The organism is Pseudomonas sp. NPDC087803 (assembly GCF_044742995.1).
Taxonomy (GTDB): domain Bacteria; phylum Pseudomonadota; class Gammaproteobacteria; order Pseudomonadales; family Pseudomonadaceae; genus Aquipseudomonas.
This window is the reverse complement of record NZ_JBIUVO010000066.1, coordinates 1-15,220: the sequence shown is the minus strand read 5'-3', so window position 1 is coordinate 15,220 and position 15,220 is coordinate 1. Positions and strand designations below refer to the sequence as shown.

General features: G+C 60.0%; 9 protein-coding genes and 1 pseudogene. 3 read left to right on the top strand and 7 right to left on the bottom strand.

The window, feature by feature from the left end; genetic code table 11:
• Positions 1-287 precede the first annotated feature (287 nt).
• The gene (locus ACIOUG_RS22920; protein WP_401068866.1) at positions 288-5,330 is read left to right on the top strand and encodes a dermonecrotic toxin domain-containing protein; all 5,043 of its coding nucleotides are present in this window, start codon (positions 288-290) and stop codon (positions 5,328-5,330) included.
• A 26-nt stretch (positions 5,331-5,356) separates the two neighbouring features.
• On the opposite strand, the gene argR is transcribed toward ACIOUG_RS22920, so the two are convergent.
• From argR to acs, 7 genes are all read right to left on the bottom strand, one after another.
• Positions 5,357-6,349 (bottom strand): transcriptional regulator ArgR, encoded by a 993-nt coding sequence (gene argR, locus ACIOUG_RS22915; RefSeq protein WP_401068864.1) that lies wholly within the window; start codon positions 6,347-6,349, stop codon positions 5,357-5,359.
• Between the two features lie 243 nt (positions 6,350-6,592).
• Positions 6,593-7,357, bottom strand: coding sequence for an ABC transporter ATP-binding protein (locus ACIOUG_RS22910; RefSeq protein WP_401068863.1), 765 nt, complete (start codon positions 7,355-7,357; stop codon positions 6,593-6,595).
• A 27-nt stretch (positions 7,358-7,384) separates the two neighbouring features.
• Positions 7,385-8,497 carry a M14 family metallopeptidase gene (locus ACIOUG_RS22905; RefSeq protein WP_401068861.1) on the bottom strand — a complete coding sequence of 371 codons (1,113 nt, stop codon included), beginning with the start codon at positions 8,495-8,497 and terminating at the stop codon, positions 7,385-7,387.
• Position 8,498: 1 nt separating this feature from the next.
• Positions 8,499-9,197: an ABC transporter permease gene (locus ACIOUG_RS22900; RefSeq protein WP_003227285.1), complete on the bottom strand. Its 699-nt coding sequence runs from the start codon at positions 9,195-9,197 to the stop codon at positions 8,499-8,501.
• On the bottom strand, positions 9,194-9,883 hold the full coding sequence (locus ACIOUG_RS22895) for an ABC transporter permease (RefSeq protein ID WP_003227287.1): 690 nt from the start codon (positions 9,881-9,883) through the stop codon (positions 9,194-9,196). The genes ACIOUG_RS22900 and ACIOUG_RS22895 overlap by 4 nt, the downstream gene beginning before the upstream one ends.
• 91 nt (positions 9,884-9,974) lie before the next feature.
• Positions 9,975-10,748 carry an ABC transporter substrate-binding protein gene (locus tag ACIOUG_RS22890; RefSeq protein WP_027612633.1) on the bottom strand — a complete coding sequence of 258 codons (774 nt, stop codon included), beginning with the start codon at positions 10,746-10,748 and terminating at the stop codon, positions 9,975-9,977.
• A gap of 702 nt (positions 10,749-11,450) precedes the next feature.
• A complete protein-coding gene (gene acs / locus ACIOUG_RS22885; RefSeq protein ID WP_047599664.1) occupies positions 11,451-13,406 on the bottom strand; it encodes an acetate--CoA ligase in 1,956 nt (651 codons plus the stop codon).
• 405 nt (positions 13,407-13,811) lie between these two features.
• Between acs and ACIOUG_RS22880 the strand changes: the two genes are divergently transcribed.
• Both ACIOUG_RS22880 and ACIOUG_RS22875 read left to right on the top strand, forming a co-directional pair.
• Positions 13,812-14,072 (top strand): DUF2790 domain-containing protein, encoded by a 261-nt coding sequence (locus ACIOUG_RS22880; protein WP_003227290.1) that lies wholly within the window; start codon positions 13,812-13,814, stop codon positions 14,070-14,072.
• 553 nt (positions 14,073-14,625) lie between these two features.
• Positions 14,626-15,111, top strand: a pseudogene (locus tag ACIOUG_RS22875) (ribonucleotide-diphosphate reductase subunit beta); the annotation flags it as partial.
• Between the last annotated feature and the right edge of the window lie 109 nt (positions 15,112-15,220).

Genomic DNA, 15,220 nt, shown 5'->3' with positions numbered 1-15,220 from the left:
CACGCATGAAACTGGCGTGCTATGGTTGGATTGTAAGTACAGTTTTCAGCCCGTACTTGCATCATTGATAGAACTTCTTATAGCGCAAACCCCGGATTTTCCCGGGTTTACGGCAATGCGACATATAGCGTCGCAAAGGCGCAGTTTAAACTGCACGCCGCCGTTTGCGCAGACGTACTCGGGATCTTAATCAAGAGAGTTTCATGAGGTGCGGTATATATGTACCGCACATCGAATCCATCCACGGTGTTTGCTATGGACCTTTCCCCAGGCAAACGGCCGTCTCGATGATTGACGAAACCTCACCCGCTCCCGCAACACTGCCCGACGCACTGTTGCTCCCCAGGCAAGACACTCACTACCAACCGCTGCTCCAGGCCATTGCACCGTGGCTGAGCCAGACCTCGGCAGACAATCGCGCGGCCTTGAAACAGGCCAGCCCTCCGCCCCCAAGCCTCAGGCAAGCACCGCGCAACCAGCATGAAAAGCTGCGAGCGCTGAATGCCGCACACTGGAGCGCGCGCAACCGCGTCGAGCAAAGCCTCGCCGGCCTGCAAGACGCCAAAACCTTCGCCGAACCCCTGCTGCGCGCCGAGCTGGAAAAGCGCTTTGGCTTGAACCTGGACGTCAGGCAGACGTTCCTGCGCTTGTACCTGCCCGACCATGTTCCGTGGCTACGCATCAAGTCCGGCGCCGCACGCACCTGGACCGTTTCGCTGCTGGACGCGGCGCTGCACAATTTTGAAAGCAGTGAGACCGTCGCCGACGCCTTCGAGCCCGCCTCGAGCTATATCAGCCAGCCTTCACCCGAAGGCCGGTTCCGCGTACTGCCGGACATTCTTGCGTCGATGCCGATCATTGCCTTCACCCGCCTGTGCCGCGAACTGGATATCGGCCAGCGCTACAGCGTCTATCTGCAAGACAATCTGGGCCTGAGCAATCCGCTGGTCGCGGCGGTGCTGCAATCCAGCGTCCGCGCGAGCGAAAAAGCCGCGCTGGTCGCCGCTCTGCAAATGGCCTACATGCAAAAGAACCTTGGGGCCGATGTGCACCGCCTGATTCTCGGTCTGCTCGACGGCTTGCAGCATTTGCGCCTCAATCGACAGGCGTGGCAGTGCCATGCGCTGACGATGCTGGACGCCAGCCTGACCGGCATCGTGCTGTTCGCGCCGAACCTTGAAGCAGCAAACGCGCCGGCGCGGGTGGTGGCCTATATTCCCGATGACCCGCTGCATCCGGTCAAGGAGTACGCCAACACCGGCGCCTTTGCTCAAGCGCTGGCGCAGCGCCTGCGCGATCCGCAATACCAGACCTTCTTCAGCCGCTTTATCGAGCATGCCCAGCGCGGTCATTTTTTTGCCCGCTTGAACACCCTGCTCGGCCCTGTCACCTGGCAACCGGTACAGACCGGTGACCCTCGCCCCACCTGGCGCGAGACCCCGACCGAACACCCGCTCCTGCACATAGCCGCGAGCCCGATTCGCGCTGAGCTGTTCACATATCTGTACCAACGCAAGCTCGACAAGATCCTCAACGATGCCCGCGCCGTCGCCGTTTCCACCGCCACAGTGGATCGCAAAGCACGCTGGGCGCTCTGGGATTCCTTCACTGAAATTGCCCAGACCTTGCTCGATATCGTCGCTTTCGTCGCCCTGCCATTCGTGCCGTTCCTCGGCGAACTGATGCTCGCCTACACCGCCTACCAGTTACTCGACGAGACGTTCGAAAGTATCGTCGACTGGGCCGAAGGACTGCCGCGTGAAGCTCTCGGGCACTTCATGGGCGCCGTCGAATCCGTTGTGCAAGTCGGCACCTTTGCTGCTGGAGGCGCCCTCACGGCCGGCGAGTTTCGCGCGTTGCTGCCGAGCGATGTAGTCTCGTTCATCGACCGCTTCATTGCGGTGAAGGTAGCGAATGGAAAGACCCGTTACTGGAAGCCCGACCTGCGTCCCTACGAGTTGCCCGGCGCCTTGCCCAAAGACCTGCAGACCGATGCACTGGGCCTGCAACATCACCAGGGCAAAACCCTGCTGACCCTCGAACAAAAGCGCTACGCCGTCAGCCGTAACGCCGAAACAGGCGCGCATTGCATCGACCATCCGACGCGCCCCGAAGCCTACAAACCCGTCCTGCGGCACAACGCCGCCGGCGCCTGGCAAACCGAACTCGACCAGCCGCTGAATTGGGATCGAGCCACCGTGCTCAGCCGCAGCCACCCGCACATGCAGAGGCTTGCCGGCGAACTGCAGGAGCGCCTGCTGAGCATCAGTGGCTGCGAGGAAAACGCCTTGCGCCAGATGCATGGCGAACTCGAGCAGTTACCGCCGCTGCTGGTCGATACGCTGCAGCGCTGGCAGATCGATCAGGACGTGCAGAAGTTCATCGAACAGATGGGCAGTGATCGCGCCGAGGACTATCTCCACGCTGATCCGGTTACCCAATTGCAGTTGCTCTACGACAACGGCTACTGGCCGCTGGACAAAGGCCTGCAACTGATCGACCGCCAAGGCCGAACATTGTGGCGCAGCCCCGTCCCTGACGTGCCGTTTGTGCAGGTCGGTGGTACGCGGCTGGACAGCAACGACTTGCTCCAGACCTGCCTGCAACGCCTGACGGAATCGCAAAGAAGAACGCTTTTGGGCGAACCGCCGCATACCCCGGCTCCCGCTGCACAAACACGAGCGGCAAACCTGCGTCGCATCCTTGCCAGGCTTGCGCAGGACAAGCGCCAGAGCCTGTTCGAGGATCGCTATCGGCAAATGCAACGCGGCGCCGGCCCGCTGACCCAGGCCTTGATGGATGCCCAACCCGGCCTGCCGAAGCATCTCGCCCAGGCCATTCTCGCGACGGCGAGTGACGCCGAATGCCAGCAACTCCAGCGCTCGATCCTGTCGCCGCGCCTGCTCGAAATGACTGAAGAAGCCGCGCTGCAAGTGCGCGCCGCACGGGCCCTGGAAGGGCTGACGCTGAAGGCAACGGCGAACAATCTCGACAGCGACCGGCTGATCCTGCACACCCTGCAACGACTGCCGGGCTGGACCGCGTCGGTGCGCATCGAGGTCAGGCACTATGCGCTCAGTGGACCATTGCTCGACAGCGTCGGCCCGCAGAATGCGCCGGTACGCAGCGTGCTGGTGCTGAACGAACAAGGTGACTATCAGCCCTTCAATGAAGCGGGCCAATCACTGCATGCACCGGGGCAACTGCTCTCCAGTGTGCTGCACGCCTTGCCCGACACCGAGCGCGCGGCGTTGAAAATCGGCGCCGAAGAGGACGCCTGGCTCGAACAACTGATCCGCCAGCACCCCATGGACCGTCAAGCACTGCTGGCGTTACTGGCGCAAAATCCGCAGCGCAAACCTGCCCATGATCCGGCGGTCATGCGCCTGCTGGGCGGCACAACCGGGTATCGGCGCATGCCGAGCAATACCCCGACCCTGCAAGCCCATGCTCACTGGCTTTTACCGCACTTGTTGCCGGAGGAACTGGAAGCGTTTGTCGAACGCTTGCAGCGCCATCCGAATGGCCCCCGAGGCGAGTTGAACCGTTTGCTCATTGAGCGTCAACGCCTGGGTGACGTCCTGAGCCCCTGGGTCGAGGCCATTCCGCTGCATCATCCACAGACCGGCGTCCGCCTCAGCCCCGAACAATATGCTGCCCAGCGCTATCGCCGGCAGCAGATTCGGATCGACCTGCTGGAGTGCTGGAAGCAACAGGTCAGCCTGCCAGAGGATAGCGAGCACAGGATCGATCTGCGGCTGACCCAACCGATCTTCGGCGAGCTGCCACAACTGGATGTGAATTTCAGTCACGTGCATTACCTGACCATGGAAGGCGCCAGCAGCACGCACGGCACACACGGATTCCTCAACAGCTTTTCCAACCTGAGTCGCCTGGCCCTGCGCAATTTTCAACTCGGGCGCCTGCCGGACGTGATCGCCCGGTCACCGCAATTGCGCGAACTGGTTCTCAGTGATTGCGCGATCACCCTCACGGATCAGAGCCGGGCGGTACTCGCAGGGCAAACACAACTGACCACGCTCGATCTCTACAAGAATCCGCTGGGACTGCTACCCGACGTATCGCGCCTGTCGAAACTCAACTACATCGATGTATCGGACACCGGCATTACCGACCTGCCGACAGGCCTGCTGAATTGTCCACTGTTGCGCACCGCACTGCTCAACGACAACGCCATCCAGTCGTTGCCGACCGACCTGTTCGAACTGCCCAGCATCATTCCGGAAGGCTTCGACCTGGGCGGCAATCCGATTGAGACGGCGGGCCGCGAACGCATCAAGCACCACTTCAAAGAAACACTCCAGGATTTCGGTGTGATGGCTGAACCGGCCGACGTGCATCGCGTACAGGCCTTGTACACGCAAATGGACCAGGAGCAGGCCAGTGAGTTTTTCTACCAGCTACCCGGCACTATTGCCGATGGCCGCCTCGAGTTGGCGCGCCTTGAGGTCGAGTTTCGCAACATGAGTGACACGCTCTCGGATTGGGCAGCCGACCACCCCGCCCTGCACCCGATCAGTGGCGAACCGTACTCGGCTGAAGAGCTGCTGAACGAACAGGAAGCGCGGCTTGAATTCAAGAATCTGCTTGAGCAGTGCTGGCGCCGGGAGACAGAACACCAGGAAGTCGATCAGCACGATCAGCCGATCCATGACCTGAATCTGGCCACCCACATCAGCGGCAACCTGCCGGTGCTGCAGGCCGACTTCACTCATGTCACGCATCTGTACATCAGAAGCCGCCCTGGACGCACTTTCGGCACCGCCGACTTCCTGCAATTGTTTCCCAATCTGCGCGGCCTGACGCTTTACCAGATCCAACTGGAAAATCTCCCCGAAGCGATTTTCCGGATGGCTGACCTGAACTACCTGTCGCTCTCGGAATGCCGTATCACGCTCACTCGCCAGTCAGCTCTGCAACTGGCGCAAATGGCGCGCCTGGATCACCTGGATCTGAGCGACAACCCGCTTGGTGAGATTCCCGACGTCAGTCAGATGAGCGAGCTGACGAGCCTGCTGCTGGACAACACCGGCATCACCGGACTTCCGGCGGGCCTGCTGCAACTCGAAAACCTGGAAATCGTCGCCCTCGACGGCAATGCCATCAGCGAGATCTCCAGCGACATTCTCGAACTGCCGCAAGAGCGCGCGGAGAAAATCAATCTGCGCGGCAACCCCATTTCTGAAATCAGCCTTGCACGCCTGATCGCCTACTTCAGAAAGAACCGCATCGACTTCGGTGTGGAAGCCGTTATCGAGCGAGCGGAAATGGAGGTGTCGACGTCCGAAGAGTCCGAAGCCGACGAGTGACGTTCAGCGCAATAGGCCGGGGTGCGTCAACCGCGCTCCGGCGGCACCGACGACAGTTCGAACGGACTGCTGCTGCGTCGCTGGTTGCGATCTTCGCGCGGCGTGGCGCCGAAGAAGTTGCGATAGGCGCTGGAGAAGTGTGGCCCCGAGGAGAAACCGCAGGACAGGCCGATCTGGATGATCGACTTGCTGGTCTGCATCAACATCTGCCGGGCCTTGTTCAGGCGCAGCTCCAGGTAATACTGGCTCGGCACACGGTTGAGGTATTGCTTGAAGATCCGCTCCAGCTGCCGACGGGACACGCACACGTGCTGGGCGATTTCGTCGGTGGTCAGCGGCTCTTCGATGTTGGCTTCCATCAGCAACACGGCTTGGGTGAGCTTCGGATGGCTGGAACCGAGGCGGTTCTGCAGCGGAATGCGCTGGCGTTCGCCGCCCTCGCGGATGCGCTCGACCACCAGCTCTTCGGACACCGCCCCGGCCAGTTCTGCCCCGTGATCACGGGCCAGCACCGCCAGCAGCAGATCGAGCACCGACATGCCGCCACACGCGGTCAGGCGATCGCGATCCCAGTCGAACAGATGGCTGGTGGCGATGACTTTGGGGAAGCGCTCAGCGAAATCGTCCTGCCAGCGCCAGTGCACGGCCGCGCGATAACCGTCGAGCAGACCGAGTTGCGCCAACGGGTATACACCCGCCGACAGACCACCGATCACGCAACCGGCACGCACCAGTTGTTTGAGCGCGCTGCTGAGTGCCGGGGCCAGGGTGGTCGGCGGCTCGTCGGCGAGCAGGAACAGTTTCTGGAAGTTTTCCAGCTTGCCGATCCAGGCCTCGCCGGGCAGTTGCCAGGCGCCTTCGGCCGCCGCTTCGGGATTGGTTTCGGCCTGCAGGAACGACAGTTCGTAAACCACCTCCGGGTGCACCCGCTGAGCAACACGCAAGGCCTCCTCCGCCAGCGCCAGCGTCAGAGCTTTAGTGCTGGGCCAAATCAGGAAACCAATTCGATGGGCAGTCATGGGCGGGCAATCCGAAACGAAGAACGGTGATGAAGGCATGGGCCAATGCTAGCCCGTAAATGAACGCAAATCTCGAAACCTGCGAAGCTCCCTCTGTAGGAGCTGTCGAGTGAAACGAGGCTGCGATCTTTTGATTTTGTCGTTGAAGATCAAAAGATCGCAGCCTTCGGCAGCTCCTACAGGGGATTTCACCCGGTCTTCAGGTCGCGAAGCATGACCTAATTTGGTGCATAACGGGAGCGTTTACTTGAGGCTACCCGACAGGAACTGCTGCAGACGCTCGGATTGCGGATTGACCAGCACTTCGCGCGGGTTGCCACTCTCTTCCACGACACCTTTGTGCAGGAACACCAACTGGTTCGACACTTCACGGGCGAAGCCCATTTCATGCGTGACCACCACCATGGTGCGGCCTTCCTGAGCGAGGGCCTGCATGACTTTGAGTACGTCGCCGACCAGTTCCGGATCGAGCGCCGAAGTCGGTTCGTCGAACAGCATCACTTCCGGCTCCATCGCCAGCGCACGGGCAATCGCCACACGCTGCTGTTCGCCACCGGACATGTGCCCCGGGAACGCGTCTTTGCGATGGGCCACGCCAACCTTGTTCAGGTAGTGCTCGGCCTTCTCGCGCGCTTCAGCCTTGGACACACCCAGTACGTGAACCGGCGCTTCCATGATGTTTTCCAACGCGGTCATGTGCGACCACAGATTGAAATGCTGGAACACCATCGACAGGCGCGAACGCATGCGCTGCAGCTGTTTCGGATCAGCGGCTTTCAGCGCGCCGTCCTTGTTCGCCACCAGTTTCAGCTCTTCGTTGTTGAGCAGTATGTTGCCCGCGTGTGGCTGCTCAAGCAGGTTGATGCAGCGCAGGAAAGTACTATTGCCGGAGCCACTGGAGCCGATGATGCTGATCACATCGCCGGCTGCCGCTTTCAGGGACACGCCCTTGAGCACTTCGTGACTGCCATAGCGTTTATGCAGGTCTTGGACTTCAAGTTTGTACATGCGGTCGGTTCTCACAAAAACAGTCAGTCAGTCGTTGAGCAAGCGCCCGTGACGCAGCGCTTCGCGCCCCGCCACCTTGGCCAGCCAGAAACCGGGTTGGGCATAGCGCAGCCGTTCAATGGCAAACAGCACCCCGGACGTACCAGCACACACCGTGCTGACCCGATCGGACACAGGGTCGATCACTTCGAAAATCTCATCCCCGGCTTCAACCCACTCGCCGGGTTTACGCAGAAAACTCACCACACCGGGGTGCGGCGCCAACAGTAATTCGGTGCCTTCGAACGGCATGCCTTCGCACGCTTCGTTGGCCGGTTTCGGCCACTCGCCCGTGATCAGGCCCTGCTCGGCAAGAAACGCCAGAATGCCTTCGGCCCAGGCCACCGCATCCGCGCGGTCGGTATTGGCCTGACCGCCGAGCTCGACGGTAGTCGCCAGGCACGCCAGCGGAATCTGCGCGTCCGGGAACTGCCGCGACAGGCGCAGCCACGGCAACGAGCACGCTTCATCGAAGGAGCTGCCGCCGGAATCTTCCGCCAGCAAACCGACCTTCACATTCAAGTGCGCGGCCAGCGAACGCCACTGCGGCCAGTGCTGCGGCAGCGCATACATGTGCAGCGCGGCTTCAGCGTCGCAGTGCAAGTCGAGCACCACATTGGCAGTGCAGGCGTGGCTGAGCAAAACGCGCTGCATGCCTTGCAACTGGCTGCTCGCTTCGGGCAACGCTGCCAGATGATCAGCCATGGCCTGACGGATCAGGCGAATGTTGGCGTGCGGATCGTCACCGAGACGCTCGGCCAGCGCCGCTGCAACCGGCGCGCTCAGCTCGACGAAATCGCGGTTGAAATTCTTGCCGCTGCCCGCCTCGAAACGCCCCTGATGATTGCCTTGCAGCAATTGGCCGAGGCCCAGCGGGTTGGCGACCGGCACCAGCTCGATCACGCCGTTGAGCAGGTCTTGGGCTTCGAGTTCGCCAAGGCGCTTTTTCAGCTCCCAGGCGGTGCGCATGCCCGGCAGTTCGTCAGCGTGCAGGCTGGCCTGGATGTAAGCCTTGCGCTCGCCGCTCCCAAACCGGAACACCGAAATCTTACGTTCGCTGCCCAGATGACTCCACGGCAATACGTGATCAATGCGTTCCATATCAGTGCTTCCGCGGGGCCAGGTAGCTCAACCAGCGGCGCTCGGCCAGCTTGAACAGCTTCACCAGAATGAAGGTCAGGCACAGGTAGAACACGCCGGCGGTGATGTACGCCTCGAACGGCAGGTAGTACTGCGCGTTGACGGTACGGGCCGCGCCGGTGATGTCGATCAGGGTCACGATGGACGCCAGACTGGTGGTCTGCAGCATCATGATCACTTCGTTGCTGTACTGCGGCAGCGCCCGGCGCAGGGCCGATGGCAACAGGATGCGCTTGTACAGTTTGAAGCGCGACATGCCCATGGCCTTGGCGGCTTCGATCTCGCCGTTCGGCGTGGCCTTGAGGCTGCCGGCGATGATTTCGGCGGTGTAGGCGCTGGTGTTGATTGCGAATGCCAGGCACGCGCAGAACGTCGCGCTGGACAGCCAAGGCCACAAGAAGCTTTCACGTACTGCTTCGAATTGCGCCAGACCGTAGTAGATCAAAAACAGCTGCACCAGCATCGGCGTGCCGCGGATCACGTAGGTGTAGAGCCACGCGGCGCCATTGACAATCGGGTTCTTGGAAACGCGCATCAGGCCCAGCGGCAGTGCCGCCAACAGACCGAACAACAGCGACAGCGCGAGCAGTTTGAGGGTGGTCAGCAGGCCGCCGAGGTACAGCGGCATGGCCTCCCAAATGACGTTGTAGTCGAAGATCATAGATCAGCCGCCCTTACGCCTACCGAGTAGCGCTTCTCAAGGTGACGCAGCGCCAGCAACGAAACACTGGTGATCACCAGGTACATCGCCGCCACTGCGAGGAAGAAGGTGAAAGGCTCGCGGGTGGCATCCGCCGCCTGCTTGGCCTTGAACATCATGTCTTGCAGACCGACCACCGAAATCAGCGCGGTCGCCTTGGTCAGAACCAGCCAGTTGTTGGTGAAGCCAGGGATCGCCAGACGAATCATCTGCGGCACCATCACCCGGAAGAACACCTGAAAACTGCTCATGCCGTACGCCATCCCCGCTTCGGCCTGACCTTTCGGGATCGCCATGAACGCGCCACGGAACGTCTCGGACAGGTACGCACCGAAGATGAAACCGAGGGTGCCGATACCGGCGGCCAGCGGGTTCAGGTCGATGTAGTCGTCATAACCGAGCATCGGCGCGACGCGGTTGAGCAAGTCCTGACCGCCGTAAAAGATCAGCAGGATCAACACCAGGTCGGGAATCCCGCGGATCACCGTGGAATACAGATCGCCCAGCCACGCCAGCCAACGAATCGGCGACAGGCGCAACGCGACCCCGATCAGCCCGAGAACGATGGCCAGGGCCATGGACGACAAGGCGAGCTGAAGCGTCAGCCATGCGCCATCGAGGATGACAGCCCCGTAGCCTTTCAACATGATTCAGGTCCTCGAAAGTTGGGATGAAAAAATGGCGCAAACCGCAGAGATCCTGTTGCTTGCGCCATTTCTGACTTGTCGCAGAGACGTGTTACTTGCCGTAGATATCGAAGGCGAAGTATTTGTCCTGGATGGCTTTGTATTTGCCGTTTTCACGGATCGCCGCGATGGCCGCGTTGATCTTGTCTTTCAGCGCGTCACCCTTGCGCACAGCGATGCCTACGCCGTCGCCGAAGTATTTGACGTCGGTGAACTGCGGGCCAACGAAGGCGAAGCCTTTGCCGGAATCAGTGTTCAGGAAGCCGTCCTGCAGCAGGGTGGCGTCAGCCACGGTACCGTCGAGGCGACCGGCGGCCACGTCGAGGTAGATTTCGTTCTGCGAGCCGTATGGCTTGATCTCGGCACCCAGCGGGGCCAGGACTTCGCGAGCGAAACGCTCGTGGATCGAACCACGTTGCACGCCGATGTTCTTGCCCTTGAGCTCAGACAGGTTGTCGCTGACAACGGTGCCTTGCTTCATGACCAGACGGGCCGGGGTGTTGTAGTACTTGTTGGTGAAGTCCACAGACTTCTTGCGGTCTTCAGTGATCGACATGGACGACAGGATCGCGTCGATCTTGCGCACTTTCAGTGCCGGGATCAGACCGTCGAACTCTTGCTCGACCCACTGGCACTTGACCTTCATTTCTTCACACAGGGCGTTGCCGATGTCGTAGTCGAAACCGACGATGCTGCCATCCGGCGCTTTCGAAGCGAACGGAGGGTAAGCCGCTTCGATACCGATCTTCAGAGGTTTTTCATCAGCGAAGGAATTCAGCGACAGCACGGACAGTGCCAGGGCGCCAAGCAGCACAAGTTTCTTCATCTTGGGACTCCATCGGTAAAGGGCAAAAACGGCAGAGTGAGCGACAGCCCAATATGCGAATGGGTGAATCGGGAAAGCGGCGCAGCATCGGTGGGAAATTTCCTATTGAAACCCTCGGGGTTTTCAACGTCAGCCACGATGAGCGGGTGATCGGCATTCTAACGACAGGCCCGAAGCCGATATTTCTTCAATGCGACAACTAATTACAGATGCACAGAGAAACCCGCTTGAGCGCATTGACAGCCTTGCAAATTCATGCAAGAGCGAAAGACAGTGAACCGATCTATGCTGCAAATTGCGGGCCTATTATTCGCAAACCCTTCTAATCCGGCAAGCGCAGCGTTGTGTCTTATTTTTCACCGGGGGTTTTAAGGCTCTAAAACGGGGCATAGCGTTTCCCTTCGCCCCGCCGCAGGGCGGGCGGTTACACATTTGGTTACTCGGATGAGTGCGGGTAACAGCGGGAAAGGGCTTGCGCAGGAAATCGATAATTATTGATTGGGTGGGTTTGGATTCCGACAGCGAAGTACACCGGTGTCTGACAGATGGCTATCGCGAGCAGGCTCACTCCTACAGTGATCGCGCTCCAATCAACTGTAGGAGTGAGCCTGCTCGCGATGAGGCCGGCACAGCCACCACACCTCCCCAGACACAAAAAAGCCCCGCCCGGCATCACCGGACAGGGCTCTATGGAGCTAACGCTTAAGCCACATTCATCGTCTTGTGCGTATCAATCAAATGCTGCACCACACCCGGATCAGCCAGGGTCGAAATATCCCCCAGCCCGTCGTACTCAGCCGTCGCAATCTTGCGCAGAATCCGCCGCATGATCTTGCCCGAACGCGTCTTTGGCAGCCCCGGCGCCCACTGGATCACGTCCGGCGAAGCAATCGGGCCGATCTCTTTGCGCACCCAGTTCTTCAGCTCCAGACGCAGTTGCTCGCTCGGCTCCTCGCCATTCTTCAGGGTGACGTAGACATAAATGCCCTGCCCCTTGATGTCGTGCGGCACGCCAACCACCGCCGCTTCGGCGACTTTCGGGTGGGCGACCATGGCGCTTTCGATCTCGGCGGTGCCCATGCGGTGGCCAGACACGTTAAGCACGTCGTCGACACGCCCGGTGATCCAGTAGTAACCATCGGCGTCACGCCGCGCACCGTCACCGGTGAAGTACATGCCACGGAAGGTCTTGAAGTAGGTGTCGACAAAGCGATCGTGGTCGCCATACAGCGTGCGCGCCTGACCCGGCCACGAATCGAGAATCACCAGATTGCCTTCAGCCTCGCCCTCGATGATGTTGCCGAGGTTGTCGACCAGCGCCGGCACCACACCGAAGAACGGACGTGCCGCCGACCCCGGCTTCAGCGCATGCGCCCCCGGCAGCGGGCTCATCATGTTGCCGCCGGTTTCAGTCTGCCACCAGGTATCGACGATCGGGCAACGCGACTTGCCGACATTCTTGTAGTACCAGTCCCAGGCTTCCGGATTGATCGGCTCGCCCACCGAACCGAGCAGACGCAGGCTGCTGCCATCAGCGCCTTCAACAGCGGCGGTGCCCGACGCCATCATCGCGCGGATCGCGGTCGGTGCGGTGTAGAGGATGTTGACCTTGTGCTTGTCGACGATCTTCGCCACCCGGGTGATGTCCGGGTAGTTCGGCACGCCTTCGAACAGCAGCGTGGTCGCGCCATTGGCCAGCGGGCCGTAGACGATGTAACTGTGGCCGGTGACCCAGCCGACGTCGGCGGTGCACCAGTAGATTTCGCCCGGACGGTAGTCGAACACACGCTCGTGGGTCATCGCCGCGTACAGCAGATAACCGCCGGTGGTGTGCTGCACGCCCTTCGGCTTGCCGGTCGAACCGGAGGTGTAAAGGATGAACAGTGCTTCTTCAGCGCCCATCTCTTTTGGCGCGCAGACGGTGCCCGCCACTTTCATCAGGTCTTCGTACCAGATGTCGCGATGCTGGTTCCACTTAATGTCGCCACCGGTGCGCTTGCACACGATGACTTTCTGGATGCTGCTGGTTTCCGGATTGGTCAGCGCGTCGTCGACGTTGGCTTTCAGCGAGATCTTCTTGCCGGCACGGATGCCCTCGTCAGCGGTGATCACCACTTTCGATTTGCAGTCGATGATCCGACCGGCCAAGGCTTCCGGCGAGAAGCCACCGAACACCACCGAGTGAATCGCGCCGATCCGGGTGCAGGCCAGCATGGCGACCACGGCTTCGGGGATCATCGGCATATAGATAGTCACCACGTCGCCGCGGTGCACGTCCTGACCACGCAGGGCGTTGGCCAGTTTGCAGACTTGTTCGTGCAGTTCGCGGTAGGTGATGTTGCGGCTTTCGGAAGGATCGTCGCCTTCCCAGATGATTGCGATCTGATCGCCGCGCTCGGCCAGATGACGGTCGAGGCAGTTGTAGGAAACATTCAGGGTGCCATCGGCGAACCATTTGATGTCGACATGGTGATCGTCGAAGGAAGTCTGCTTCACCGTGGTGAAAGGCTTGATCCAGTCGAGGCGCTTGGCTTGCTCGCGCCAGAAACCGTCAGGGTTGACGACCGACTGCTGGTACATGGCTTTGTAGGTCGCCTCGTCAGTCAGCGTATTGGCCAGAACCTCGGGACGAACGGGATACAGAGAAGCCGCACTCATCTTTCTTACCTCGGTGAAATAGTTGTTTTTGTATGACCCCGTTGTAGCCGGGCCAGCCCCATAGAACCATTCGACGATGGTTGTAGGAGCTGCCGCAGGCTGCGATCTTTTGATCTTGCCTTGCAAAAATCAAAGGCGAAAGATCGCAGCCTTCGGCAGCTCCTACAAGGGTTGGGCGGTGTTTTGCGGCGATTGTTACCAAATCCGCGAAAAGTGTTTATCAAAACCCCACCTGTTTACCCCCAACCCACCTCCTTAAAATCCGCATCGCCGACAAGGCAAACCGATTAACAACGTTACAGCCCCCACGAAGGCCGTTAATCAACTTATCCAAGTGATGAAGTTCCACACGCAACCCTAAAAAGGTTGCGTGACCCCACTCGACCTCAAAAAGGTAAATCTGAAATGAAAGCTTTATTGGTTCTGGCCCTCAGCAGTCTGTGCGCAACCGCCATGGCAGACGAGGTCCCGACTGATGTCGCACAGCAACAACCGGCTATCGAGGAATACACTTACTCGACTCACCTGGACATCGCCAACGTAGTTTCCATGAGCGAAGTTCCAAACGTCTGCGAAGTTGTTCCGATGAAAATGGAGTACGACGACTCCAAGGGGCAGCGCCACATCCTGCGTTACAGCGTCATGGGTAACGGCTGCACCAATTGATGATTGAGACTGCACCGAATCGGACCGCTCAGTGCCTCATTTGAGGGTCGATTCCAGCCCGACTTCGGTCGGGCTCAGTTGTGTCTGGAGTCGTCAAAAATGCTTGCAAAACACTAGATGTAGTGAAAAGCACGATTTTTTGTTCGTTTTTTGAGCAAATCCACAATCGCGAAATTTTTGCGAAAAAAAATCTATCCCCGGCAAAGCCCTGTAAACCCGCACTCTCATCGAAAAACCAGCCTCCTCGACCGCTCCATGCGCGGATTCGCCTCAGCACAGCCGTGTTTTTTTCCCTATAATGCCGCCCTAATCGGGTCAGCAATATTCCCTTACAGGGAGCAAAAGCCATTCTGAAGCCCCGCAGCAGCGTCAACGCTGATCTGCGCCCGTCAGAGGCTCTCGGAAACCCGTACAAAATTCTGTTTTATTGCCTGCCTTAGCTGCTGCAAAAAACGATTCCTTAAGATCCAACGCGGTCTGTACGACCGTGTGAAAAACCAACCAATCAGGTTTCACACGGGGCGACAGGCCCTCACGCAGGAGACGACACGTCATGCTGAGCTGGGACGAATTCGACAAAGAAGACAGTGAAGTAGCAACCGTGAAAGGCGCCAACGCCGGCCACGCTACTGAAGCCAACATGGACCGCCTCGACAGCGCCGGCGGTGCCGCAGCGCTGGAAGCCCGCGCCGTGACCGCCGACGACTCGGCCGCCGTGGCCCGCGCCAAGGCAGCACTGGATTCCCTCGACGTCGCCGAAGGCCTCGCCGAACTCGAAGGCGCCTCCGCCCGTGTCGCCGTTGACGAAAAGCGCATGATCAACTGCCGCGCCGACCTCAACCAACTCGTACCTTTCAAGTACGACTGGGCCTGGCAGAAGTACCTGGACGGTTGCGCAAACCACTGGATGCCGCAAGAAGTCAACATGACCGCCGACATCGCCCTCTGGAAAAACCCGGAAGGCCTGACCGACGACGAGCGTCGCATCGTGATGCGCAACCTCGGCTTCTTCTCCACCGCCGACGCCCCGGTTTGCCACAAACAGGGGCAGGCGGGCGTACGGGGTGGGGTTGAGGGGGGGGACCGCCCGGGCCCCGTTTGTGGGCACCAGGGGGTCGGGGGGGGGGTCTAAGCCCGGGGTGGGCAGC